Below are 25,707 nucleotides of genomic sequence, written 5' to 3'. Positions count from 1 at the left end.
GATGGCAGAGATCAATAACGAAGCTATCAAGATTCACGACTTGCGCCCCGCTCCGGGTGCCCACAAAGCAAAGACCCGCGTAGGCCGCGGTGAAGGCTCGAAGGGTAAAACTGCAGGTCGCGGCACCAAGGGTACCAAGGCACGCTACCAGGTTCGTCCTGGCTTCGAAGGCGGTCAGCTTCCGCTGCACATGCGTCTTCCCAAGCTGCGTGGCTTCAAGAACCCCTTCCGCACCGAATACCAGGTTGTAAACCTGGATCGTATTTCGGAACTTTTCCCCGAGGGTGGCGACGTAACTGTTGACACGCTTATTGAAAAGGGCGCAGTTCGTAAGAACGAACTGGTTAAGGTTCTTGGTAACGGCGACATCTCCGTCAAGGTTAACGTCACCGTTGATAAGGCATCCAAGTCCGCAATCGAAAAGATTGAGGCAGCTGGCGGTTCTGTAACCGTCAAGTAGTTTGTGAGTAACGTGAGTTACTGAAAACTATGAAAGATCCTCCGTTCCCTTTGGGGAGCGGAGGATTTTTATTTCTCGTGGGGAGGGGATAAGAGTGAGCATTGACATTATGGGCATATCTCCTCCGGTGTCCCCAATTGCTGTTTTAACCAGCTAAACTAAAAAGGATGTGTTAATTGTTTGATTTTGTGCGCCCTTTTTGATGCGCTATCAAATATATTGACTTCCCAATTTTTCAGGAGGACATGTGCTTGGCGCGTTCGGACGGGCATTCAAAACCCCCGATTTGCGGCGTAAGCTGCTGTTCACCGTTGGCATTATCGTAATTTATCGGATAGGCGTTTTCATTCCTGCTCCCGGTATCTCTTACGGCAACGTTCAACAATGTCTGGCTCTAGGTAACACTACCGGCGGAGTTTACGACATGGTGAATCTATTCAGCGGCGGCGCCCTATTGCAACTTTCTATTTTTGCTCTAGGCGTGATGCCGTACATCACCGCATCGATTATCGTTCAGCTGTTGCGCGTGGTGATTCCACGTTTCCAAGAGTTGCATGAAGAAGGTGCACAAGGTCAGACAAAGCTTACTCAGTACACTCGTTATTTGACGATTCTGCTGGCTTTGTTGAACTCCACCACTATTATTTCGTTGGCACGATCTGGCACACTACTGGGTAACTGCCCCCTGCCGATTATCCCCGACGATAGCTTTATCAATATTTTACTGATAGTTATCACGTTGACTGCCGGTACAGGCGTCATCATGTGGTTGGGTGAACAGATTACTGAAAAGGGCGTGGGCAACGGTATGTCCCTGCTCATTTTCACTTCAATCGCTGCATCGTTCCCCACCGCAATGGGTAATATTGCAACTGCCAATGGCTGGGGGATTTTCGCCGCTGTTTGTGCAGTGGGGCTGCTCGTAATCATCGCCGTCGTGTTCGTGGAGCAGTCTCAGCGTCGCATTCCTGTTCAGTATGCAAAGCGAATGATTGGACGCCGCACCATTGGCGGTACTTCAACTTATATTCCGTTGAAGGTCAATATGGCTGGTGTTATTCCATTGATTTTCGCTTCATCGTTGTTGATGATTCCTGGTCTTCTGGCTCAGTTCAATACTCCATCTGACGGTACTCCGCCGCCGGCTTGGGTTTCTTGGATTAATGACTATTTGGTCAAGGGTGATCATCCGCTCTATATTGCTCTGTACTTCTTGCTCATTCTCGGCTTCGCATACTTCTACGTTTCCATCACGTTCAATACAGAAGAAGTTGCAGGCAACATGAAGAAGTATGGTGGGTTTATTCCTGGTGTGCGTGCAGGTAAGCCCACGGAACGTTACCTCACGTATGTGTTGAACCGTATTACCCTTCCTGGCGCTCTCTACCTTGCTGTTATTGCAATGATTCCGCTGGTAGCTCTCATTCTGTTCAACGCTAATCAGAACTTCCCGTTTGGCGGTGCATCGCTGCTAATCGTGGTCGGCGTTGGTCTAGATACTGTGAAGCAGATTGACGCTCAGCTCCAACAAAGAAACTATGAAGGATTGCTCCGATGAACCGTTTGTTGATTATTGGTCCTCCCGGTGCCGGTAAAGGCACCCAGGCTGTGAAGATTTCTGAACAGCTTTCGATTCCTGCTATTTCTACTGGCGATATCTTCCGTAAGAACATCAAGGAAGAGACCGATCTCGGAAAAGAAGCTAAGAGCTACATCGATTCGGGAAATCTGGTTCCAGATTCAGTAACGAATAAGATGGTTCGTGCTCGTTTAGCAGAAGACGACACCAAGGATGGCTTCCTGCTAGATGGCTATCCTCGTAACCCGGAGCAGGTTCACGAACTTGATACCATCCTCGCTGAGAATAATGAGGAAATTGATCAGGTTCTGCTTCTTGTTGCGGATAATGAGGAGCTCGTACAGCGTCTTTTGGGTCGTGCCGCTGAGCAAGGACGTACAGATGACAATGAAGAAGTCATTCGCCACCGTCTGAACGTTTATGAAAAAGAGACCGCTCCGTTGTTGTCAATTTATCGTGAACGCGGTCTGATTAAAGAAGTAAACGGTCTCGGCGAAATTGATGAAGTTACAGAGCGTTTGTTAGACGCTTTGAAATAAATTTATGAGCACTGTGCCCCCGGTCATTGCGGGGGCACAGCCATTTAAATGAAGATGGACAGGTTTGCTAGACAGGAAATCTAGCATAAGAAGGAGTAAGAGTGCGCCGTATTGAATACAAAACTGATGCTCAGCTAGCTTGGATGGCTAAGGCTGGAGTCGTCACTTCTCGTGCATTGGATGCGGCGGTTGCAGCTGTTGCTCCTGGGAAGACCACTGCAGATTTGGATTCTGCCTTCCGAGAGATAATCACTGCCAACGGCGCTACTTCAAATTTCTTGGGATATTATGATTATCCGGCGATGATTTGTGCTTCTGTCAATGACGAAGTAGTGCATGGGATTCCTGGACCCCGAGAGCTGCTCGAGGGGGATATGGTTTCCATCGATGGGGGAGCGGTACTCACCGACCCTGCAACGGGTAAAATTTGGAATGGCGATTCTGCCCGCACCGTAATGGTAGGGAATGCATCTGCAGAGCGACGTGAGCTTTCTGAAATTACCCGAGCGGCTCTGTGGCATGGAATCGCTGCTGTTGCCAGTGCTCGAAAAGTCGGTGAAATCGGCGTAGCTATCGAACAGTTCGTCCGTGAAGAAACTGGCGATAAGTACGGAATTATTGAAGACTTTGTCGGGCACGGCATCGGTACTTCCATGCACATGGCTCCTGACGTCCTGAACTATGCCGCTAGAGATCTTGGCCCCCGCTTGAAAAAGGGGATGGCCCTCGCTATAGAGCCCATGCTAGTGACCGGCTCGATTGAGACACACGTGCTAGCAGACGACTGGACAATCAAAACCAATGACGGCGGCGACGCCTGCCAGTGGGAACATTCCGTTGCTATCCACTCTGATGGTATTTGGGTTCTCACAGCAGAAGATGGCGGAGCATCGGAATTGTCTAAACTTGGCGTTACCGTCAAACCCATTCCCGCCTAATACTTTTTACCTCGCTATCGGTCTAATTGCTCAGTTCAAGAAACTGAATAGACAGCGGAAGGAACATGAACATGACTGAAACCACTAAAGTACCGGTTGAAATTTCAACCATACGCCCTGAACCAGGTCAAATCGCCCTTAAAGCTCCTCGACGAGAACAACCCCCGGCTCATATTGCGGACTTCGATATGGCAGGACGCAAGAAGTTCCTGGAAGAGCTAGGCTATAAGCCATTCCGCGCGTCTCAGCTTTCAAAGCATTATTTTGAAAGGCTCATTGATGATCCCGCTCAAATGACTGACCTTCCTGCCGCCGATCGCGAGGAGATGGTAGCTAAAGCTATGCCCAAGCTGCTAACCAACGTTCGTACGTTAGAGGCAGACGGCGGCGATACCCTCAAGATTGTTCACCGTCTGTTCGACGGTGCCTTGGTGGAGTCCGTGATTATGCGCTACGAAAATCGCGTGACCATGTGTATCTCCTCGCAAGCAGGTTGTGGAATGAACTGCCCTTTCTGCGCCACTGGGCAGCAGGGCCTCACCCGAAACCTTTCTACCGCAGAAATTGTAGAACAGGTTGTGGCAGGTGCGCGCTATCTGCAGCAGATGAAGGGCATCGAACAGGCTGAGGATGGGCACGAGGATACGCGTCCTTTGCGAGTCTCCAACATCGTCTTTATGGGCATGGGCGAAGCTCTAGCGAATTATAAACGCACCATGGGAGCAGTCCACCGTCTGATTGACCCTGCTCCTGAAGGACTAGGTATTTCTGCGCGTGGACTCACAATGTCCACCGTTGGACTGGTACCCGGTATGCGTAAATTTGAAATGGAAAAGCTTCCCATCACTCTGGCGCTCTCTCTTCATGCACCTGATGATGAACTACGCGACGAGCTTATCCCCATCAACACTCACTGGAAAGTAGATGAAGCGCTGGATGCCGCCTACAGCTACTACCGCACCACGGGCCGCCGCATCTCTATCGAGTACGCCCTCATCAAAGACATCAACGATCAAGGATGGCGTGCTGACCTCCTCGGCAAAAAACTTGCATCGCGTGGGCGCGGTTGGGTTCATGTTAACCCCATCCCACTCAACCCCACTCCAGGGTCAAAATGGACAGCATCCCGTAAGGGTGTAGAACAAAACTTTGTAGAACGACTGCGTGCTCACGGGATACCGACGACCATCCGGGATACGAGAGGTTCCGATATCGACGGCGCTTGTGGTCAGTTGGCTGCTCAGGAATAAAACGAAAACTGCTACCAGCCGTGAATGTGACGAGAAACCAGTTAACTTTTAAGAATAGTTCCCGTACACTTGATAGTTGGTTGTCACTACCGTGTACTTTGTGTGCGCTGAAAGACAATTCAACTATCAAACTGTTGTTCGTGGCGGACGTTACGAACACCGACGTTAGCGGAGGATATGGCCAAAAAAGACGGCGTCATTGAGATTGAAGGTTCTGTAGTAGAAGCTCTACCCAACGCAATGTTCCGCGTTGAGCTAGATAACGGACACAAGGTTCTTGCGCACATCTCAGGAAAAATGCGTCAGCACTACATTCGAATTCTCCCCGAGGATCGGGTTGTAGTGGAACTGTCTCCTTACGACCTCTCACGTGGTCGTATCGTCTACCGCTACAAATAAGCCCATGAAGTTTGCGTCGGTTCGCCGGCGTGCATTTCATGTTAAGGGGTAACGTGTTCCAACGGAAACCTCTTATCCCGTAAATCAATCAATGCAAAGAATTGCAATCAACGCAAAGGAATGCGATGAAGGTCAAGCCGAGCGTTAAGCCGATCTGCGATAAGTGCAAAGTGATTCGCCGTAAAGGCAATGTCATGGTGATCTGCGAAAACCCGCGTCACAAGCAGCGCCAGGGCTAATTTAGCTGTTGACTGCTTGAGTCCTTAGGGACAAATAATGATATAGGCACCGCTCCTCTCTTTTGATGGGATACCTCCGGATCCAGAGGCCGGGGACCGAGAATACTCTCGGGCAGTGATGCCATAGACCTCTGAAACAAATAAGGAGAACAGCCAATATGGCACGTCTCGCTGGAGTCGATCTTCCCCGCGAAAAGCGCGTGGAAGTAGCTCTTACTTACATTTACGGCGTGGGCAAGACCCGTGCTCACGAAGCACTCGAGGCAACTGGCGTTAGCCCCGATGTACGGGTAAAGGATCTTGATGATTCGCAGCTCGTTGCACTTCGTGACTTCATCGAAGGTAACTACAAGGTTGAAGGTGACCTTCGCCGTGAGGTTGCTGCTGACATTCGTCGTAAGGTCGAAATTGGTAGCTACCAGGGTCTGCGTCACCGTCGCGGTCTTCCGGTTCACGGTCAGCGTACCAAGACCAACGCACGTACCCGTAAGGGTCCCAAGCGTACTGTCGCTGGTAAGAAGAAGTAATAACGCGTTGTTTCAGTTCAACAATTTCTTCGTTGAACCAACGTATAACCAACCTTTGTAGGAGAATCAATACATGCCTCCCAAGACTCGCGCAGCGGCACGTAAAACTGCTGGCCGCCGCAAGGTAAGCAAGAATATTGTTGCCGGTCAGGCACACATTAAGTCAACTTTTAACAACACCATCGTATCGATTACCGATCCTACCGGTGCTGTTATTTCATGGTCCTCAGCTGGCGAAATGGGCTTCAAGGGCTCACGCAAGTCAACTCCTTATGCTGCACAGATGGCTGCTGAAACCGCTGCAAAGCGCGCTCAGGAACATGGTGTTCGTAAGGTAGACGTATTCGTTAAGGGCCCGGGCTCAGGTCGCGAAACCGCAATCCGCTCACTTCAGGCTACCGGCCTGGAAGTTGGTTCGATTCAGGACGTTACCCCCGTTGCACACAACGGTTGCCGTCCTCCGAAGCGTCGCCGCGTCTAATTGATGCCGTCTCCCGGATCCGTCCGGGCGGTTACCCAGCCCAAGGCTAGGTGATCATTGGACAGACTGCTTCGTCTGCTTCCTTATCCCTTGTTTTCCCAACCCTGTGAGCTCATATAGCGGATGCTCACCGAAAGGAAACATCGTGCTTATTGCACAGCGCCCCACTTTGAGTGAAGAAGTAGTAGCGGAAAACCGCTCTCGCTTCACCATCGAGCCCCTCGAACCGGGCTTCGGCTACACCCTGGGTAACTCGCTTCGTCGAACCCTGCTCTCATCAATCCCCGGTGCCGCTGTAACCAGCATTCGCATCGATGGCGTGCTGCATGAATTTAGCACCGTTGAGGGCGTTACCGAAGATGTCACTGAAATCATCTTGAATCTCAAGCAGCTTTCAATTTCATCTGAGAACGATGAACCTGTTGTTGCATACCTGCGCAAGCAGGGTGAAGGTGAACTCACCGCAGCAGACATCGAGGTTCCCGCAGGTGTGGAGATCCACAACCAGGATTTGCACATTGCGCACCTGAACTCACGAGCAAACTTCGACGCTGAGCTGACTATTGAGCGTGGTCGCGGCTACGTTTCAGCAGCTCAGAACAAGAGCGGAGATAGCGAAGTTGGCCGTATCCCGGTTGACTCCATTTACTCACCCGTTCTGAAGGTTACATTCCGTGTGAATGCAACTCGTGTGGAGCAGCGCACTGACTTCGACTCCCTTACTTTGGACGTCGAAACCAAGGAAGCTATTGCTCCTCGCGATGCAGTCGCATCGGCAGGTAGCACCCTGGTTGAGCTGTTCGGCTTGGCACGCGAACTCAATACCGCAGCTGAAGGTATTGAGGTTGGTCCGTCACCTGCTGACGAATCAATGGCTGCTGATCTTGCTCTTCCGATTGAAGATCTCGAAATGTCAGTACGTTCCTACAACTGCCTTAAGCGTGAGGGCATCCACACCGTGGGTGAGCTCGTTGCACGCAGTGAAGCGGATCTTATGGATATTCGTAACTTCGGTGCAAAGTCTATCGATGAGGTCAAGGCGAAGCTTACCGAGCTTGGTCTAGCACTCAAGGATTCACCTCCCGGTTTTGAACTTGCTCGTATGCACGATGACGAAGACGGCTACGGAGATATCTAAATCCTGCTTCGGTCCAGCCTATAAAGGCGAACCTAAACGTCAAAAGCTTGGTTCCAAAAGACTCCATGATGGAGACCACGGAACTGTAATTCCATGGAGAAATAATTATGCCTACTCCCACTAAGGGTCCCCGCCTCGGCGGTAGCCCAACACACGAGCGTCTGATGCTCAACAACCTGTCCCAGCAGTTGTTTGAGCACAAGCGCATCACCACTACCGTTACCAAGGCTAAGCGGATGCGCCCTGTGGCTGAACGCTTGATTACCTTCGCTAAGAAGGGCGATCTTGCTGCACGCCGTCGCGTTCTGCGCTCCTTGACCGACAAATCTGTAGTTCACGAGCTCTTCACCGTTATTGCGCCTGCAATGGCAGAACGCCCCGGTGGCTACACTCGTATCACCAAGATTGGTAACCGCAAGGGCGATAACGCTCCCATGGCTGTTATTGAACTTGTGATGGAGCCTGTTGCATCTGCTGCAGTTGTTGAAGAAGCAACTCAGGTAGCTACTAAGTCAGTTCCCGCTGAAGAAGCAAAGACTGAAGCTCCTGTAGCAGCTACTGCAACCGATTCTTCAGACCTGCCTGCTGGCTCACATGCACCTCTTGAGTCCGGCGAGGCTCCCGAGGGCTTTGAAGTCAAGGGTAATTCTGACTCCATGAAGTACCACGTGCCTGGTTCACGCTGGTACTCATCCACCAGGGCTGAAATCTGGTTCGATAATGCTGAATCAGCTAAGGCTGCAGGTTACGCACCTGCTGGTGGCGAAGCTGCTCAGAAAATTTCCGAATAATCGGATTTTGAGCTTTTAGCTCTAAATTGCCGCTCACAGGTAAACTGTGGGCGGCAGTTTTGTTTTAAAGAATGTGAGGTATCGGGTGATACGAAGGGGAGAGACCGTGGCAGACGAAGATCTTGGTGAGGTAAGTACCCAACGCGTTCGGGTGGACTTAGCTTACGATGGTTTCCCCTTTGCAGGGTGGGCAAAGCAACCTCAGCTGGTGACGGTACAAGGAGTGGTTGAAGAGGCCCTCGCCATGATTTTTCGCCAGCCCATCTACGTCACTGTAGCTGGTCGTACTGACGCGGGAGTGCATGCTCTACATCAAGTCATACATTGCGATATCCCCGAAGATAAGTGGGAGAGTGCTGCCGGAAGGAGCGGGCTCTCGCCAGCGCAAGCTCTGCCACGTAAACTCCGGGGAGCAATGAGTAAATGCCTCAACGACGCCGAACAGGAGCTGGGAGTACCAACTCGATTGCACGGTATTCTCCAAAAAGCTATTACCGTGTTCTCTGCCCAGGAAGTGCCTCATACTTTTGATGCGAGGTTTTCCGCATTAGAAAGAAAATATCGCTACTTAATTGAAGACGGTTTCATGTCCAAGGGATCTGACCCGCTCGTCCGGCATATGGCATGGCAGATTGACGATGAGCTCAATCTGGACTTAATGAACTCAGCGGCTCAGAATTTACTGGGGTTACATAATTTTCTTTCGTTCTGTAAGCCGAGAGAGGGCTCGACTACCATTCGCGAATTGCGAGAGATTTTTTTTACTCGTAGAGATGATGGTCTAGTGGAGGCATCTATCCGTGCGGATGCTTTCTGCCACAATATGGTACGGACTTTGGTTGCATCGCTGGTGCTCGTAGGGCAAGGCAAAAAAGACCTCGTGTGGTTGGGAAGTCGTATTGAAAATCCACGGCGCGATTCTGATGTGCGACTTGCTAGCCCTCGTGGTCTTGCTTTAGCACATATCGAGTATCCGGCGGCGGACCTCTATCGAGTACAAGCAGATCAGGCACGGGCGATGAGAGAGCTCCCTTTAAATCCACGTTAGAACTGTGGAAAACATAATGGCTGGCTCTTAAGAGAGTTGAATTACAAACATGGTATTTCAAAGATTAAACCAGTGATTTACAGCTAGTTCATGTGGATTAAGCAAAATACCTGATGTATAGTTTCATACGTTGTGCGTGTTCCGCCCTGATTCACGTGCGCCTTTCTACAGCTTGGTTGCAGAGCAGAAAAGAAAGATGCGCCCAGGGAGTTTGTGAACGAGTAGATGCGTTTGGTCCTCACCCAAACCCTGCTAATCGCACGTTGAAAGAGGCGCGATACCCAACTAAGCGCCATATGTACATACGAGACAAAGGCGAAATTTTGCGCACTTACACTCCCAAGCCCGGTGAAGTAGAGCGCCAGTGGCACGTCATTGACGCTACTGACGTTGTCCTGGGTCGTCTTGCCAGCCAGACCGCAACACTGCTGCGCGGAAAGCACAAGCCGACCTTTGCTGCTCATGTTGATACCGGCGATTCTGTCATCATCATCAACGCTGAAAAGGTTGCACTAACCGGTGCAAAGCTTGAACAGAAGCGTGCATACCGTCACTCAGGCTACCCAGGTGGTCTGAAGTCGGTATCTTATGCTGAACTCTTGGAAACCAACCCCGTTCGCGCCGTAGAAAAGGCTGTTAAGGGTATGCTTCCTAAGAACAAGCTTGCGGCTCAGCAGCTGAAGAACCTCAAGGTTTACGCAGGTGCAGAGCACCCGCACGCTGCTCAGCAGCCCAAGACCTTCGAAATCACCCAGGTCGCCCAGTAATTCGGGCCAACGAAAGAACATTAGGAGAAATCGTGGCTCAGAACGAAGAGCAGATTGTAAACGAAGAAGAGGTCACTAGCTACACCTCTGAATCTTCCGCTCCCGTAGCAGAAGAAGCAAAGGCAGCTCGCCCCGCGCTTACCGTTTCCGGTTCAGCAGTGGGACGTCGCAAGGAAGCTGTTGCACGCGTTCGCGTTGTGCCCGGCACCGGAAAGTGGATTATTAACGGTCAGGAACTTGCTACCTACTTCCCCAATAAGCTTCACCAGCAGGAAGTAAACGATCCTTTCAAGCTTCTTGAGCTTGAAGGCGCTTACGATGTCATCGCACGTATCAATGGCGGCGGCGTATCAGGTCAGGCAGGCGCTCTGCGCCTGGGTATCTCACGCGCACTCAATGAGATTGACGTAGAGAACAACCGTCCTGCCCTGAAGAAGGCTGGTTTCTTGACTCGTGACGCACGCGTTATCGAACGTAAGAAGGCAGGCCTCAAGAAGGCACGTAAGGCTTCACAGTTCTCCAAGCGTTAATCAACGCTTCGAACGTCAAGTTCTTACTCAAAAGGCAGAGCCGATTTCGGCTCTGCCTTTTGCTTTATGTTCAGATATACCCAAGATACAGGCTGAATGAGATTTTCATAAAGTCTAAATAGATGTAACAAATACTTGTAGGAGCTCTCTCACATAGAATATGACTGGAACCACATGTCACTCTATGAAAGGTAAGCTATGGTAGCCCCTCGTAAAACCTCGGCGGACAAAGAAGTTTCGACCCAGGATCAGGCAAAAACCGGTGAGACTACTCCCGGTGGCGAGCACAACAATGCTATTAAATCGGCATTGAAGAAAGAGACTCGACGCGTATCTGTCGTGGAGGACTACTCTGCTGAACTGGACGAAATTTCGTCGCTACAGAAGAAACTAAAAGGCGATAGCAAAAAATCGGATGCTTGGAAAAAGGGGTACCCCTACGACGAGAAGCTAGGCCGAAAAGAATACGAGCGGGAGAAGCGCGCCCTCCAGATTGAACTGCTGAAGCTTCAGCTCTGGTTCAAAGATACCGGGCAGAAGCTACTTATTATTTTTGAAGGTCGCGATGCAGCTGGTAAGGGTGGAGCTATTAAGCGCTTCACTGAGCATCTGAACCCCCGCGGGTCACGCGTGGTTGCGCTGGAAAAACCGACCGAAATTGAACAGACCCAGTGGTACTTCCAACGCTACATTAAGCATCTGCCTGCTGGCGGCGAAATCGTGCTGATGGACCGCTCCTGGTACAATCGCGCCGGCGTCGAGCGCGTCATGGGTTATTGCAACTCGCAGGAATACTACGAATTTATGCGCGAAGCTCCCGAGTTGGAACGCATGCTAGTAAACTCGGGCATTAAGCTCATTAAGTTCTGGTTCTCTGTAACCCGCGCAGAGCAACTGGCTCGCTTTGACTCCCGCCGGACCGATCCCGTGCGCCAGTGGAAGCTGTCCCCCACAGACCTTGCATCCTTAGATAAGTGGGATGACTACACCGAAGCTAAAGAAGCTATGTTCTTCTACACTGATACCGGTGATGCTCCTTGGACGGTAGTCAAATCTAACGATAAGAAGCGCGCACGTTTGGAAGCTATGCGTTACGTTTTGACGCAGTTTGACTACCCCAACAAAGATCACAAAGTAGTAGGAACGGTGGACCCGCTCATTGTTGGTTCTGGTTCTGATGTGTTCGAAGACGACGAACCTGAAAATCCTGAGGGCTTCCCAGTACTGAAAGAAGATACAAAGTAGCCTTCAGGGCGTAGAATAACCAGTGATGTCTAAGAGATTATTTGGAACTGACGGTGTACGCGGACTTGCAAACGAGCTAATCACTCCGAGTATGGCACTCGAGCTTGCTCAAGCCGCCTCCATCGTTTTGGGGTTCAATACGGTAAAAAAGGGTGCGCGACCCAAAGCTGTTATTGCCCATGACTCTCGCATTAGCGGTGAGTTCATTGGGTCAGCAATGATGGCGGGCTTTGCCGCTTCCGGTGTAGACGTGTGGGACGCTGGCATGGTCCCCACACCGGCAGCAGCATATTTGGTCAGCGCAACCGATGCGGACTTCGGTGTCATGATCTCGGCTTCACACAATCCTGCAGAAGACAACGGAATTAAATTCCTTGCTCGCGGGGGTAAGAAGCTGGATGATTCGCTTGAAGATTCTATTGAAAAGTTATTCAAGGAGAAAGATTTTCGTGCTCCAATCGGCGGCGAAGTAGGGCGAATTCGCCCGCTTGCTGACGGCGAGGATCGTTACATCACTCACTTGCTTTCCACCATGCCAGAGCATCGTCGTCTTAATGGTCTGACTGTTGTTCTTGACTGTGCTAACGGTGCAGCATCCGGTGTTTCTCCCGACGCGTTTCGCACGCTGGGGGCGAAGGTTATTGTTTTGGCGGCCGAGCCAGATGGCACGAATATCAACGACGGCGTGGGCTCTACGCACCCCGAAAAGCTCCAGGCTGCCGTGGTAAAACACGGTGCTGATATGGGTATTGCCCATGACGGCGATGCCGATCGCTGCTTGGCAGTGGATGAGCAGGGCAACATGGTGGACGGCGACAAAATTATGTCCATTATCGCTGTTGCGATGAAGGATGCAGGTCGCCTCAAAGACAATACCTTGGTTGCTACAGTGATGAGCTCTTTGGGTCTCGAGCTGTACCTGAAAGAGCAAGGCATTAAGCTGGAACGCACTTCTGTCGGGGACCGCTACGTTCTTGAATCGATGAACGCTAACGGGTTTAACCTCGGTGGCGAGCAGTCTGGTCACGTGATTATGAGTGATTATGCAACAACTGGCGACGGCGTTTTGACCGGTCTTCATCTTGCCGCTGAGGTCGCTCATACGGGACTTCCTTTGAGTGAGTTGGCAGCACGGATGCAACCTACGCCGCAGAAGCTCATCAACGTCAAGGGCGTTGACCGCGACGGCGTGAAAGATTCGGTTGCTCTGCAAGATGCTGTAGCTGAAGCAGAGAAGGAGCTGGGGGAGAGCGGTAGAGTTTTGCTGCGTCCCTCAGGCACCGAACCTTTGGTGCGCGTCATGGTTGAAGCTGCTGACCAGGAAACAGCGGATAGCGTGGCTCAACGTCTAGCTGATGTAGTGACTGCAGAGCTTTCACTGTAAGAATTTCCATCAATAGAGGGAAGACGCCGAACGGCGTCTTCCCTCTTCTCATATCTGGGATAAATCTGTACAGATATGTGACTTAAAAGTGTAGAATCTAGACATCTGAATTGTCTTTTCAGCCTAGAAATGATATGTGAGCTTAGTGTTTTCAGAGATATCTGTTAGCAGAAAGGTTCACACATAAAGTAAGTTAGGGGTTTCAATGACTGAAACCAACGTGGAGCGCACCTCTATTCGCGTTCGCGTACAAAAGCTGGGTACATTCCTCTCCAGCATGATTATGCCCAACATCGGTGCATTTATTGCCTGGGGACTCATTACCGCACTCTTTATTCCTAAGGGCTTTTTCCCCAACGAGAAAATTTCGTCCATGGTCGACCCCATGGTCTTCTTCTTGCTCCCCATTCTGATTGCATACACCGGCGGCAAGCTCATTTACGAACACCGCGGCGGTGTGGTTGGTGCTGCTGCAACTATGGGCGTCATCATGGGTGCCTCTGCAGAGGTATTTGTCGGCGAAGATGGTGCAAAGTCGCCCATGTTCCTCGGCGCTATGATTATGGGCCCTCTGGCTGCATGGTGCATGAAGAAGCTTGACGGTCTGTGGGACGGCAAAATCCGCTCCGGTTTCGAGATGCTCGTTAATAACTTCTCAGCCGGTATCTTTGCCGCCGTTGCGCAAGGCTAGCCGCAACGAACGATTCATCGGTCCTGCAGCAGAACTTGCCGAGATGGGGCGCCCGGTAAGCGGACTCCTGGCCGCTGTTGAGGCTTTGCTGAAGTTCGATGTTCAGGAAGATCCTGAAGCTGTGGAACTCCAGAGTAAGCTCGCTGCTGTCAAGGATGGTTCAGTGGAACTGCCAGCAGTGGTTACTGAACTAACCGGCATCGAGAGTTCCCACCCCCTCTTTGAAGATTTGCAGGCTACTTTCAAGCGAGCACTCGCCTAAGTACCTTCATCTTTGCAGAGTAATAAGGCGCTCGCTTTCTGTCAGGAGAAACACTGACCGGAGGCGGGCGCTTTCTTGTATCTCGGGCTGATAGAGAAACAAAAATGCCCCGCATCATACGATGCGGGGCATTTTTATTTTGACTCAAAAGAAATTAGACGCGGGGGTCACCCTTAGGCGCTGAGATAGCGTCGCGAATTTCTTTGAGGAGAACCAACTGGGGATCTTCAGCTTCGTCAGCAAGATCCTCAGTGCCAAGCTTTGCAGCGCGGTGTTCGTTCATCTTGTTGATGGGCATGACGATGCAGAAATACAGAGCTGCTGCAACGATAAGGAAGTTGACGACTGCGGTCAAGAAGACGCCGACCTTGACGTCGCCAAAAGCCAACCAGCTATCGAAGTTGGGAGCCTGGAAAATCATTGCAATTGCAGGCATAAGTACACTCTCAACAAGTGCGTTAACAACGGTAGTGAAAGCGCCGCCAATGATAAGACCTACTGCAAGGTCAATGACGTTTCCACGGGTAATAAAATCTTTATATCCACTAAGCATGAGTTCAAGAATAATCTTGCCTAGACAGATTGGGAATAATTTATCGAAAATATTTACCAGGAAAGCAAGTGTGACTTCTCACGGCGAACATAAGGGGGAGTTCTTCACCCAAAATTAGAGGTGATGGGAATTAATTGTTCGTACATCTAACTGAGATACTGTGGTGCAGGTTCGAATCCCCACCATTCTTCCAAGCTTGCGGCGTCGGCGTTCTGATAACGCTGTGCTTCACTTTCCCCGATATGACGGTAATGCCAGGACTCAAACCAATACCCCGTTATCTCATGTTTCCCATAGGGGAAGCGGAGGATGAAACCAAAGCGATGTGCGTTCTTCGCTAACCACTGCGCTTCCGGGGAATCGGCAAAACATACCGTACTGTGCCTACAGATGTTAAGTCCTCAGGCGCCCAATTTTGAGGCTTTAGAGGGAGGGCTTTATTGACCAACACAGAGATTGACGCGGGGGGCCCAGCCACAGCACATGACGACGGGGAAGATCCATCGCTAACCTCTTAGTTCTTACGGAGCAGGACGCGCGAAATAGTATGATCTGCGCTTTTGGAGAGAATAAGGGTAGCTCGACCGCGAGTGGGGCGCACATTTTCAATCAGATTTGGTTCATTAATCGATTTCCAAATGGAATGAGCCAAATCTTTCGCAGCGTCGTCGTCCAAATCCGCATACTTATTGAAGTGTGAGTGGGGATTTTGGAATGCCGAGTCCCGCAATGAAAGAAAACGTTCGATGTACCAGCGTTCGATGTCGGAAGTCCGCGCGTCCACATAGATAGAGAAATCAAAAAAATCGCTGAGGGAAAGCGCCGCCTTATCGTTTGCACCCGTCTTCGCCGGTGCTAAAACATTTAGCCCTTCAACAATCAGGACGTCCGGGGCAGTAACCTCGATACACTCATCGGGCAAAATATCGTAGTAGAGATGCGAATACTTCGGTGCAGTAACCACAGGTGCTCCAGATTTGATCTCCGAAACAAACCGTAAGAGCGCGCGTCGATTATATGACTCAGGAAACCCCTTACGATCCATGATTCCCCGTCGCTCTAGCTCAGCATTGGGATAAAGAAAACCGTCGGTAGTGACGAGTTGTACACGAGGGGTAGATGGCCAGCGGCGCAAAAGTGCTTGCAGAATACGAGCGGTAGTTGACTTCCCGGCAGCCACCGAACCAGCGACTCCAATAATAAATGGAACACGGCGCTGGGAGACCCCAAGGAAATCATTAGTCATATGGTTGAGAGAGCTGGTGGCATTCACATAGAGATTCAGCAGCCGAGAAAGGGGCAAATAAACTTGCCGAACTTCCTCAACATTCATTGTTTCCCCTAAACCACGAAGGTCTTCAATCTCCTCTTGGGTGAGAGGAACCTGAATTTCTGAAGCGAGTCGAGCCCATGTAGTTCGATCAAGCTCGGTGTACGGGGAGAACTTTGGCAATAATGAAGCGGCGCTCATTGTCAATATCTTAGTTATACGAATGCCCGCAACCTAATCTTTAGAGCTTAAAAGACTTGAAGGATGAGATAAACGCAATAGATAACCGAAGAGTGGACAACACGAGTGTTTACCAGTACATACACCTGCTCTCAGGTATTATTACCCACATGTGTGGAATTGTTGGATATGTAGGTCTGGGTCATACCCTAGACGGTAAAGAATTCGGTCATGGTGCATACGATGTGCTCCTGGAAGGTCTCCGCCGCCAGGAATACCGTGGTTATGACTCCGCTGGTGTAGCAGTCATTGGTGACGAAGGTATTGAGTACCGCAAAAAAGCGGGCAAGCTCGTCAACCTTGCCAAAGAAGTAGAAGCTCACCCTCTCTCAGAATCAAACATCGGAATTGGACACACCCGCTGGGCAACCCACGGCGGACCTACCGATGCAAACGCTCACCCCCATGTGGTCGACGGCGGCAAAATGGCTGTTGTGCACAACGGCATTATCGAAAACTTCGCAGAGCTTCGCACCGAACTTCTCGCTGAAGGTGTGGAATTCAAGTCAGAAACTGACACTGAAATCGCAGCAAACCTCATTGCAAGCATTTACAACAAGCTTGAGGACAAAAACCTGACCGAGGCTCTTCGCCTCGCTTCGAATCGTCTTGAAGGTGCCTTCACCATCTTGGCTATTCACGCAGATCACAAAGATGAAGTAGTGGCAACCCGCCGCAACTCACCTTTGGTTATCGGTCTGGGCGAAAACGAAAACTTCCTTGGTTCTGATGTTTCCGGTTTCATCGACTACACCAAGAGCGCAGTTGAAATGGGCCAGGATCAGATCGTTACCATTACCGCTACCTCCTACAGCATTATCGACTTCGAAGGTAACGCTGCAGAAGGCAAGCCCTACGCTATCGAGTGGGACGCAGCAGCTGCTGAAAAGGGCGGCTTTGACTCCTTCATGGAGAAAGAAATTCACGAACAGCCCGCGGCTGTGCGCGATACCCTGATGGGGCGTTTCGATGAAAAGGGTAACCTGACTCTTGACGAGCTCAAGATCGATGACTCGATTCTGCGCTCCATCGATAAGATCATCGTGGTAGCTTGCGGTACCGCTGCCTATGCAGGTCAGGTTGCACGCTACGCTATCGAGCACTGGTGCCGTATCCCCACCGAAGTTGAGCTCGCACATGAGTTCCGCTACCGGGATCCCATTGTGAACGAGAAGACCCTGGTCGTTTCCCTTTCTCAGTCCGGTGAGACCATGGACACTCTGATGGCTGTGCGCCATGCACAGGAACAGGGCGCCAAGGTTGTTTCCATCTGCAACACCACCGGCTCCACCCTGCCTCGTGAATCAGACGCTGCTCTGTACACCCACGCAGGTCCTGAGATTGCTGTTGCCTCCACCAAGGCATTTCTGTCCCAGATCGCCGCAGCTTACTTGCTGGGTCTATACCTCGCACAGTTGCGCGGCAACATGTACAAGGACGAAATCCAGAGCGTTCTGAAAGAACTGCAGGCTATGCCTGAGAAAATTCAGGCAATCCTGGACAACGAACAGCAGATCAAGGATCTGGGCATTGAGATGAAGGACTCCGATTCGGTGCTCTTCCTCGGCCGCCACGTTGGCTTCCCCGTAGCGCTAGAAGGCGCTTTGAAGCTCAAGGAAATCGCTTACATTCATGCTGAAGGATTCGCCGCTGGCGAGCTCAAACACGGTCCGATCGCTCTGGTCGAAGAGGGTCAGCCCATCTTCGTGGTTGTTCCTTCACCTCGCGGTCGCGATTCCTTGCACTCCAAGGTCGTATCGAACATTCAGGAAGTCCGCGCCCGTGGTGCAGTAACCATTGTGATTGCAGAAGAAGGCGACTCCGCAGTGGAGCCTTACTCCAACCACATTATCCGTTACCCCCAGTGCCCCACTTTGCTGCAGCCTCTGCTGGCTACCGTGCCTTTGCAGATTTTCGCTTGCGCACTCTCCGGTGCTAAGGGTCTGGATGTTGATCAGCCTCGTAACCTTGCAAAGTCAGTGACTGTTGAGTAAACAGACTACTCACTAGCTTGAGCTAAGGTGAAGTAAAAAGGGACGCTACCTGCCAGGGGGGGCGTCCCTTTTTCGTGCCCTGATGGCGCGGGTGTCTAAACTGGATACAGAGGAAAGGACCGCCGCAGTGATTATAGGTACGGGCATCGACGTGGTAAACCTTGACCGGTTTGCCTTCATTATTGAGAGAAATCCTGCGCTGATAGAGCGCGTATTTGTGCCGGCAGAAAGGGGAAAAACGCTCCGATCATTGGCGGCTCGTTTTGCGGCTAAGGAGGCAATCGCTAAGGCGTTGCGTGCACCGAGTGGCATGGTATGGCAGCATTGCTGGATTGAAAATACTGACGACGGCGCGCCCTTCGTAGTTACTACGGGCACGGTTGCGGATCGCGCAGCATCCTTAGGTATTAATCGCTGGCATCTGACTATTACCCACGATGACCCTGTTGCAATTGCCTCTGTGGTTGCCGAACACCTCACGCTAGAAGAACAGGAAATTTTACTGCAGATTGACGCTGAGGGGGCTCACCAGCTCATATCAGTGGAACCTGCCGTGGAAGGAGAAAGCCGATGATTTCTGCCTATTCAGGAAGTACTATTCGTGCTATTGAAGAGCCGGTGGTCAGCGCACCGGACTACGACGGTTATCTGATGCAACGCGCAGCCCTGGCGTTGAGTAGCTCCCTTGAAAACTATCTGAGCGCGAAGAACAAAGTGCTGTTGCTGGCGGGGAAGGGTAATAACGGTGCTGATGCTCTGTTTGCCGGCGCATCTCTAGCTCAAGGAGGAACCGCTGTAGATGCTCTCCTTACCGAGGGTTCCGCCGTCGAACATGCCTTAGATGCTTTCCTCGAAGCCGGGGGAGAAGTCCTGGCAGGGCTGCCCGAGTCGTTGGACGACTACGCCGTAGTGGTCGATGCAATTCTGGGAACTGGGTCCCGAGGGGGATTACGGAACACTTCCCAGCAGGTAGTGCAGAGTTTGAGGGAAATTCAGCTACGTGGGGAGCTACCGGCGGTCGTTGCCTGTGATCTTCCCTCCGGTATAGACGCCGATTCAGGGGAAGTATTTGAACCGGTTCTGTGGGCGCAACGCACCGTGACTTTCATTGCAGCTAAGACCCCTTTCCTCACTTCAGCCGAAACTCTCTGCGGGGAAATGGTGGTTGCTGATTTAGGAATTTCTGATTTGTTGAGGGAGACAACAGCTGACGCGGTTCGCTATAGCGATGCTGAACTGGTCGGTTGTTTGCCCCAACCCGGAGCATTTGACCATAAATACACGCGCGGAGTTTTGGGGATGATTTGCGGAAGCGAAGAGTATCCCGGAGCCGCTTTAATGAGCACCCAAGCCGCCGTCCATACGGGACCCGGTATGGTTCGTTTCGTAGGAACAGACCGCCTCAACTATCAAATCCAGCTCAATACACCTGAAGCTGTGTGTAGCCAGCAGAAGCCGGAGGAACTTCACGTACAAGCATGGGCGGCGGGATCAGGGGCTAATCCCGAATATCGACAGCAGGACCTCCTACATGCTATCCAGGCGAAAGAGGCAGCAGTTTTGGACGCCGCCGCTGTCGAAGTAGCTGGCCGCTGGGTGGCGATGGAAGCAATCCTGGGTAGCCATAAAATTCTTACTCCACATGCCGGCGAATTGGAAGGTTTTCTGCAGTGGATACAAGTACTCGATGCCCAGCGGTGGGAAGAGAAGATGGGGGAAGAAAAAGCTCCCTCCCGCGCAGACATAGAAGCGCATCCAGTTTTCTGGGCGCGACGAGCAGCTGTGCTGAGCGGAGCAACAGTGCTGTTGAAAGGGGCAACTACTCTGATTGCGTCCCCCAGCGGAAAAGTTATCAGTGTTGCTCCAGGAACTCCCTGGCTAGCCACTGCAGGCAGCGGAGATACGCTATGCGGGATTCTCGGTGCCCTGCTGGCTCAATATGAAGCGTCTCTTGAACAAGAAAATTCAACCATGCCAGCATCGGGAGAAGAGAAGCCTGAACCTGAAAATTATGCACGGATTGCAGCCTGTGCCGTTCGCATCCATCATCTAGCAGCGGACGTCGTCCACCAGGGCGGTCTGCAGGGACCTGTGCCGCCGTCTCAGGTTGTCCGACATATTCCGCAGGCCGTGGCTACTTTCTTAGCTTCCTAGGTGCTTTCAAGCGCAAAAATGCCGGTTGCTTCTTCACAGAAGTAACCGGCATTTTCTTCTCATCCCTACATGTTTAGTAAGCGCCTTCCTGGGCGAATACAGCGCGAACTGTGCGGAAGAGAATGACCATATCGCCAATAACGGACCAGTTCTCCACATAGTAGAGATCCAAGCGAATGGACTCTTCCCACGAAAGATCAGAACGGCCAGAAACCTGCCACAAACCGGTAATACCGGGCTTTACCAACAGACGGCGATAAGCATCTTCCTCATACTGCTCTACTTCAGATTCCAGAGGTGGGCGAGGACCTACCAACGACATATCGCCAATGAGTACGTTCCATAGCTGGGGGAGTTCATCGATTGAATACTTACGAATGAACTTACCAATTTTGGTAATGCGAGGATCGTCAGCCATCTTGAAGAGAATGCCGTTACCCTCGTTCTGCGACATCAGCTCTTTTTTCAGCTCTTCAGCGTTAGTTACCATCGAACGGAACTTCACCATGTGGAAAGGACGACCGCGGTAACCTACACGTTGCTGCAGGAAGAAGATCGGTCCTCCGTCAGACTTCACAATCAAAGCTACAACCAGCAAAAGCGGGGAAAGAAGAATAAGACCGAAAGATGCCGCGACGATGTCAATTGTGCGCTTGACCAGAGCAGAGAAACCCTCCATGCGCGGGGTCGAAACGTGAATGAGTGGAACACCGTTGAGCGGCTGAGTGCGAATACGCGGACCGGCGATGTCAGTCATTGCGGGGGCAACGATCAGTTTGACGTGGCCAGCTGCCAGGTCCCAGCCCAAAGACCGAAGCTCTTTAGGGGTAAGACGGTGGCCCGAAGAAACAGCAACCGCATGAATATTGTGAGCGCGGCAGGCTTCGAGAATCTCCTGGGAATTGGTGCTGTACCCCAACACAGGTACGTCGTACCCAGCAACGGTAGTGCCGGCTTCAAAACCGGGAAGATAGAAAGCGACCGGGTTAAGACCGGACTGCTTAGCACCATGCAAAGTGTCATAGAGGTGAGCGCCGGAAATTTCGTCGGAAACCACCATAACGCGAGTAAGCGCACGTCCCTTGTTACGCCAGTGCACTAGATAGCGGCGTAGGCACCACCGCGTAATGAGCAAAAGTGCAAGACCCAAAGGGTAGGCAATCAGAATGTAGGCACGGGCAAAGTCAATAGTCGTGACGTACGAGAAAATTGCTACCGCACAGAAGAAATACGTGGTTGCTTTGATAACTAGGCGGTATTCGTCGTTGCCTTGACCTAGATAGCGAATATTTCGTGAGTTAGCAATCTCCAAGGAAATGAACCACAAAATGCCAATGATGATTCCGGTTGCGCTGTAATCCAAAGTTGCTTCGGCACGACCGAGTACGTTGGCATCACGCCAACCAAAACTCACCACGTGTGCGACGATGATAGTAATTGCTATTGCGAGAAAATCACCGATATTAAGAGCGGCAACGATTTTAGGTTGCCACGTGCGCGTGTCGCGAGTTTCTGCCCAGCGCTCTTCGATGATGGATTCGTTCTCCACCTAGTTAATCCCCTTTTTATTTGCCCTCTGCCTCTATGAGGATACTTTTCGTCAATGCGGCGAAAAGACCCTATTACCTCATAGAGTTCTATTCTAAACTTCATATTTCTTTATCAGTATCAAAAATAATATGCGTGATATATGCTCAGTCGGTTTTGCAACACCGACTGTTCCCTAAACCGGGGACAAAATACCCTCTCACTAGGGTATAAGTTTCCTGCTATTTAGGGGGTAAACGTGGGCAAGATGATAGAAAAAAGATAGAGGATACCTCTTATCCCAGCAAACCTGCCTTAGTTAGGATAAATTCGGTTACCGGCTGGTAAAGATGAGGATTTACATTATCGTCCATAGGAACCGCTACCAAAAGTTGCCCCTGCTCAGCCGAAACAAATAGACCGGGATCGTTACAATCTGCAATGCCGATTGTGGCTAGCCCAGCGCTAGCAGCATACCCAGCCAGACCATGATCAGCAATCACCAGATCAGGTTCGGTTCCCCGTTCTCTGAGCTGACGGAGAGAAAGCTCCATCGGACCGGGAAAATGCGTGTGCTGTAGGTTGCCATACTGTTCAAACATCACTACATCAAGAATCTGCCGAATTTCGCCGTCGAGAAATTTATCTCCCTCTTGAATCTGCAAAATTTCTGCCCCAGCACTCTCGGCGTAGCGCGCTAGCTCGCAGTAGATGGGGAAAAGTCCGGCAGGGTGGCCGGTTCCGAATAGTAATTTTTGCTGGTTACGGACCGCACGTCCGAAGATTTCTGAATACTCATAGAGCGCCTCAATACATTTTTCCGCGCTGATTGAATCTTGACCTTCGAGGAAAGAGGCCTCATTCTTTGTTCCCACCCGCCGCGCCATCAACTCGAAAATATCTTCATAGGTCCAATCCCTGGTCCACTTCACACCAAATTCCAGGTGCTCGTTGCCCTCCACGAATCCGTGCATGTGGCTGATGTTGTTCTCGCGAGTGGTCGCTATATCGCCGCAAATACGGGCCTGATTAAGATAATCTGCAAATTCTTGGTCAGTGAGCGTAAATTTTTTGAGTTTCATGGAAGCTCCTAGTCTTTAGCGGTCAGTAAAGGACGGTTTTGAAAGGGAAGAATAAAGTTCAAAGAGATGTTCTGCGGTGAGCTCCCACGTCTTGCGAGCAGCTCGTTGTGCGGCAAAAGCCCCAAGATTCTGGCGTAATTGGGGGTGGCGCACAAGGTGTTCTATAGCCTGTGCCCAGTCTGGTGCATCGCGGGTAGCAACCAATACACCTGAGCGTTGGTGCTCAACGGCAGCCGCTAATCCGTCTGCATCGGTAGCAATGACCGGGGTTCCGCAGGCCTGAGCCTCTAAAGCGACCAGCCCAAATGTCTCCGACGACGAGGGACACGCCACTATATCTGCCCTTCTGAAGTGCTGGGCAAGATCGCGGGAAGAAACCGGAGGAATAAGTTCTACCTGCTGTTCTAACCCGAGCTCCTGGGCGCGTGCCAGTAGTTGCTCTTCAAAGTCGGTGTCCGAGCGCCCTATGACCGTAAGGTTCACCGCCAGGTCTGCAGGGAGTAAAGCCAGGGCTTCCACCAGAACTTGCGGCCCCTTCAGGGGTTGAGGACGACCAGCAAAAACAAGATGCGCCGAGGTCGCAGAGCCCGCATGGTTAGCTTGTTCACCGGCAACCGGCTTAAAAATACCGGTATCTACGCCGGGCTCAATAATCGAAATCTTGGCAGGATCCGCCGCATAGAAGCGAACCATCTGCTCTTTCTCTACCGCGGTATTGACCACCAGCGCCGCACACTTCTCGACAATTTCCTGTTCAGCACGGCGTCGTTCGGCCGGCTCATGCGGCTCGCCGGCGCCTGCCCGCGCGTTCTTAGCTGCGGCGGTAGTGTGCATGGTATGAACCACCGGGATATCCTCGCCATACTGCAATGCCACCAAACCTGAGAGCCAATAGTGAGAATGAATGATGTCGGGGGAGCGGCGGGACTTTTGCTGAACTCGGCGCGCAAATTCATCGATGAAACCAGGGAGCTCGGACTTCTTAGCACCGAACGCTTCTTCAATCTCAATCATATGGACGACTGCGCGCTCGGAGACCTGCTGGCAGGAGCGTTTCAAACGTTGCGGCGCCAGAGTAAAAATTTCAACGGAGAGCTGAGGAAATTCTGCCAGAAGTGCTCGTAACGAACGGTCAATATACACATTCATTCCACCGGCGTCGCCCTCACCGGGTTGAGCTAGCGGGGAAGTATGCATCGAAATGATGTGAAGGTGCACACCGTTCTCCGAGGTTTGTACCTTGCACTCATCTGCAGTAAATATCTCATTCACAGCTCTAACTCTAGGACACACTCAGATGCTGCTCAAAGATTAAAGAAAGGTGCGCTTAACCGGGATAATACGCAAGGGCGTAAGATTTAGAAAGCAATGACCCTCTACGTTCAGGAGAAACGTATGTCTGCCACGCCATCTTTTACACCCGTGCTTGCGCCTGGTGCTCCCGAGCGCATGGCTGTCATTGACCTGAACGCTGTACGCCACAACGTGAGACACCTCAAGACTGAGATAGGGGAGCGTACCCTCATTGCCGTGGTGAAAGCTGATGCCTACGGACACGGCGCTATAGAAGTAGGACGAGCGGCGCTAGAAGCGGGAGCAGATATGTTGGGCGTTGCCCACATCCGTGAAGGTTTGTCCCTACGTCGTGCTGGAATCGACGCCCCGCTACTGGCCTGGATGCACACTCTCAACTCTGATTTTTCCCGGGCGCTGACAGGAAATATTGAGCTGGGGGTCTCGGGTTGGGATTTGGACGCCGTCGCCGAGACTGCGCAAAAAGTAGGAACCCGCGCCGTCGTGCATATAAAAGTTGATACTGGCTTGGGGAGAAATGGCTGCACCCTCGCTGATCTGCCCGCTTTGCTGCACCGAGCTCGTGAGTATGAAGAGCAAAATCTCGTGACCGTACGAGGTGTCTTTACCCATCTGGCAGTAGCCGACGAACCTGCCCGTACCGAGACTCTCACTCAGCTGGAAGCCTTCAACGCTGCTGTCAATCATGTACGCCAGGCAGGGCTGAACCCCGAACTTTTCCATATAGCTAATACACCCGGCACGCTGATGCACGGGCAGGAAGCAATTCCTGAAGAACTCCTGGGTAACGCGGTTCGAGTAGGTTTGGGTGTCTATGGACTATCGCCCATCTCCTCACATGATCCTGAAGATTTTGAGCTTCAACCGGTCATGACCTTTCAAACCTTTATCAACTCCGTCAAAGAAGTACCTGCCGGACAAGGTGTTTCTTATGGATTGAACTATCGCACCGAAACCCCCACCACCCTTGCACTGGTGCCTGTGGGGTACGCCGACGGGGTTCCGCGCGTCGCTTCCAACGCCCCCGTGCGCATCTACCCTGCCGGTGCACAAGCCCAGACTTATCAGGTGGTAGGTCGAATTGCTATGGACCAAATGGTCATTGACTTAGGTAAACCCGGACTTTCTGACCCCGAACTTGGATACCTCGGCGCTCCCGTCGTCCTCTTTGGCAACGGAGAAAATCCGTCGGTGACCGAATGGGCAGAGGCTGCAGGTACTATCAACTACGAAATCGTCACACGCATATCCTCTCGTGTGGACCGCGTATTTATTGGCGAATCGACATCAACCAGCGAGAGCTAA

General features: G+C 51.5%; 27 protein-coding genes and 1 pseudogene. 22 read left to right on the top strand and 6 right to left on the bottom strand.

Annotation, left to right across the window (positions count from 1 at the left end; genetic code table 11):
• Nucleotide 1 precedes the first annotated feature (1 nt).
• From rplO to A7E48_RS03435, 18 genes and pseudogenes are all read left to right on the top strand, one after another.
• Nucleotides 2-460 (top strand): 50S ribosomal protein L15, encoded by a 459-nt coding sequence (rplO, locus tag A7E48_RS03520; RefSeq protein ID WP_068169533.1) that lies wholly within the window; start codon nt 2-4, stop codon nt 458-460.
• A gap of 247 nt (nt 461-707) precedes the next feature.
• Nucleotides 708-2,018: a preprotein translocase subunit SecY gene (secY, locus tag A7E48_RS03515; RefSeq protein WP_068169531.1), complete on the top strand. Its 1,311-nt coding sequence runs from the start codon at nt 708-710 to the stop codon at nt 2,016-2,018.
• A complete protein-coding gene (locus tag A7E48_RS03510) occupies nt 2,015-2,578 on the top strand; it encodes an adenylate kinase (protein WP_068169528.1) in 564 nt (187 codons plus the stop codon). The genes secY and A7E48_RS03510 overlap by 4 nt, the downstream gene beginning before the upstream one ends.
• Nucleotides 2,579-2,679: 101 nt before the next feature.
• A complete protein-coding gene (gene map / locus A7E48_RS03505; RefSeq protein WP_068169523.1) occupies nt 2,680-3,516 on the top strand; it encodes a type I methionyl aminopeptidase in 837 nt (278 codons plus the stop codon).
• A 65-nt stretch (nt 3,517-3,581) separates the two neighbouring features.
• Complete coding sequence (rlmN, locus tag A7E48_RS03500) at nt 3,582-4,766, top strand: 23S rRNA (adenine(2503)-C(2))-methyltransferase RlmN (RefSeq protein ID WP_068169520.1); 1,185 nt, start codon at nt 3,582-3,584, stop codon at nt 4,764-4,766.
• Between the two features lie 177 nt (nt 4,767-4,943).
• Entirely contained in the window at nt 4,944-5,165 is a 222-nt protein-coding gene (gene infA, locus A7E48_RS03495; RefSeq protein WP_005505018.1) for a translation initiation factor IF-1, read from the top strand.
• Nucleotides 5,166-5,290: 125 nt separating this feature from the next.
• Nucleotides 5,291-5,404 (top strand): 50S ribosomal protein L36, encoded by a 114-nt coding sequence (rpmJ, locus tag A7E48_RS03490; protein WP_068169517.1) that lies wholly within the window; start codon nt 5,291-5,293, stop codon nt 5,402-5,404.
• A 158-nt stretch (nt 5,405-5,562) separates the two neighbouring features.
• Nucleotides 5,563-5,931 carry a 30S ribosomal protein S13 gene (gene rpsM / locus A7E48_RS03485; RefSeq protein WP_068169514.1) on the top strand — a complete coding sequence of 123 codons (369 nt, stop codon included), beginning with the start codon at nt 5,563-5,565 and terminating at the stop codon, nt 5,929-5,931.
• A gap of 73 nt (nt 5,932-6,004) precedes the next feature.
• On the top strand, nt 6,005-6,412 hold the full coding sequence (rpsK, locus tag A7E48_RS03480) for a 30S ribosomal protein S11 (RefSeq protein WP_068169512.1): 408 nt from the start codon (nt 6,005-6,007) through the stop codon (nt 6,410-6,412).
• Nucleotides 6,413-6,557: 145 nt separating this feature from the next.
• Nucleotides 6,558-7,550, top strand: coding sequence for a DNA-directed RNA polymerase subunit alpha (locus A7E48_RS03475; protein WP_068169508.1), 993 nt, complete (start codon nt 6,558-6,560; stop codon nt 7,548-7,550).
• A gap of 107 nt (nt 7,551-7,657) precedes the next feature.
• On the top strand, nt 7,658-8,341 hold the full coding sequence (gene rplQ, locus A7E48_RS03470; RefSeq protein ID WP_068169506.1) for a 50S ribosomal protein L17: 684 nt from the start codon (nt 7,658-7,660) through the stop codon (nt 8,339-8,341).
• 106 nt (nt 8,342-8,447) lie between these two features.
• On the top strand, nt 8,448-9,389 hold the full coding sequence (gene truA / locus A7E48_RS03465; protein WP_198924119.1) for a tRNA pseudouridine(38-40) synthase TruA: 942 nt from the start codon (nt 8,448-8,450) through the stop codon (nt 9,387-9,389).
• A gap of 323 nt (nt 9,390-9,712) precedes the next feature.
• Nucleotides 9,713-10,156, top strand: a complete 444-nt coding sequence (gene rplM / locus A7E48_RS03460; protein ID WP_068169713.1) for a 50S ribosomal protein L13 — start codon at nt 9,713-9,715, stop codon at nt 10,154-10,156.
• A 32-nt stretch (nt 10,157-10,188) separates the two neighbouring features.
• Complete coding sequence (gene rpsI / locus A7E48_RS03455) at nt 10,189-10,686, top strand: 30S ribosomal protein S9 (RefSeq protein ID WP_068169503.1); 498 nt, start codon at nt 10,189-10,191, stop codon at nt 10,684-10,686.
• A gap of 198 nt (nt 10,687-10,884) precedes the next feature.
• Nucleotides 10,885-11,931, top strand: coding sequence for a polyphosphate kinase 2 (gene ppk2, locus A7E48_RS03450; protein ID WP_083147165.1), 1,047 nt, complete (start codon nt 10,885-10,887; stop codon nt 11,929-11,931).
• A 25-nt stretch (nt 11,932-11,956) separates the two neighbouring features.
• Nucleotides 11,957-13,315, top strand: a complete 1,359-nt coding sequence (gene glmM / locus A7E48_RS03445) for a phosphoglucosamine mutase (RefSeq protein ID WP_068169707.1) — start codon at nt 11,957-11,959, stop codon at nt 13,313-13,315.
• A 205-nt stretch (nt 13,316-13,520) separates the two neighbouring features.
• A pseudogene (locus A7E48_RS03440) lies at nt 13,521-13,994 on the top strand (PTS transporter subunit EIIC); the annotation flags it as partial.
• A complete protein-coding gene (locus tag A7E48_RS03435) occupies nt 13,984-14,268 on the top strand; it encodes a hypothetical protein (protein ID WP_068169496.1) in 285 nt (94 codons plus the stop codon). The pseudogene A7E48_RS03440 and the gene A7E48_RS03435, both read left to right, overlap by 11 nt.
• Nucleotides 14,269-14,422: 154 nt before the next feature.
• On the opposite strand, the gene mscL is transcribed toward A7E48_RS03435, so the two are convergent.
• The 3 genes from mscL to coaA form a co-directional block, all read right to left on the bottom strand.
• A complete protein-coding gene (gene mscL / locus A7E48_RS03430) occupies nt 14,423-14,821 on the bottom strand; it encodes a large conductance mechanosensitive channel protein MscL (RefSeq protein WP_068169493.1) in 399 nt (132 codons plus the stop codon).
• A gap of 146 nt (nt 14,822-14,967) precedes the next feature.
• On the bottom strand, nt 14,968-15,213 hold the full coding sequence (locus A7E48_RS11560; protein ID WP_083147170.1) for a D-alanyl-D-alanine carboxypeptidase family protein: 246 nt from the start codon (nt 15,211-15,213) through the stop codon (nt 14,968-14,970).
• 122 nt (nt 15,214-15,335) lie between these two features.
• Entirely contained in the window at nt 15,336-16,292 is a 957-nt protein-coding gene (gene coaA / locus A7E48_RS03425; RefSeq protein WP_068169491.1) for a type I pantothenate kinase, read from the bottom strand.
• Nucleotides 16,293-16,441: 149 nt separating this feature from the next.
• Here coaA and glmS point away from each other — a divergent pair, with 149 nt between their 5' ends.
• From glmS to A7E48_RS03410, 3 genes are all read left to right on the top strand, one after another.
• On the top strand, nt 16,442-18,325 hold the full coding sequence (glmS, locus tag A7E48_RS03420) for a glutamine--fructose-6-phosphate transaminase (isomerizing) (protein WP_068169486.1): 1,884 nt from the start codon (nt 16,442-16,444) through the stop codon (nt 18,323-18,325).
• Nucleotides 18,326-18,452: 127 nt separating this feature from the next.
• A complete protein-coding gene (locus A7E48_RS03415) occupies nt 18,453-18,899 on the top strand; it encodes a holo-ACP synthase (protein ID WP_068169483.1) in 447 nt (148 codons plus the stop codon).
• Nucleotides 18,896-20,479 (top strand): NAD(P)H-hydrate epimerase, encoded by a 1,584-nt coding sequence (locus A7E48_RS03410; RefSeq protein WP_068169480.1) that lies wholly within the window; start codon nt 18,896-18,898, stop codon nt 20,477-20,479. Before A7E48_RS03415 ends, A7E48_RS03410 begins: the two co-directional genes overlap by 4 nt.
• 73 nt (nt 20,480-20,552) lie before the next feature.
• On the opposite strand, the gene A7E48_RS03405 is transcribed toward A7E48_RS03410, so the two are convergent.
• The 3 genes from A7E48_RS03405 to A7E48_RS03395 form a co-directional block, all read right to left on the bottom strand.
• On the bottom strand, nt 20,553-22,028 hold the full coding sequence (locus A7E48_RS03405; RefSeq protein WP_186303180.1) for a sugar transferase: 1,476 nt from the start codon (nt 22,026-22,028) through the stop codon (nt 20,553-20,555).
• Between the two features lie 274 nt (nt 22,029-22,302).
• On the bottom strand, nt 22,303-23,088 hold the full coding sequence (locus tag A7E48_RS03400) for a phosphatase (RefSeq protein WP_068169478.1): 786 nt from the start codon (nt 23,086-23,088) through the stop codon (nt 22,303-22,305).
• Between the two features lie 15 nt (nt 23,089-23,103).
• Nucleotides 23,104-24,360 carry a glycosyltransferase gene (locus A7E48_RS03395; protein ID WP_233125963.1) on the bottom strand — a complete coding sequence of 419 codons (1,257 nt, stop codon included), beginning with the start codon at nt 24,358-24,360 and terminating at the stop codon, nt 23,104-23,106.
• Between the two features lie 123 nt (nt 24,361-24,483).
• Here A7E48_RS03395 and alr point away from each other — a divergent pair, with 123 nt between their 5' ends.
• On the top strand, nt 24,484-25,707 hold the full coding sequence (gene alr, locus A7E48_RS03390) for an alanine racemase (protein ID WP_068169474.1): 1,224 nt from the start codon (nt 24,484-24,486) through the stop codon (nt 25,705-25,707).

It is taken from the genome of Rothia sp. ND6WE1A (assembly GCF_001683935.1).
GTDB lineage: Bacteria > Actinomycetota > Actinomycetes > Actinomycetales > Micrococcaceae > Rothia > Rothia amarae.
This window is presented reverse-complemented; position numbering and strand designations above follow the sequence as displayed.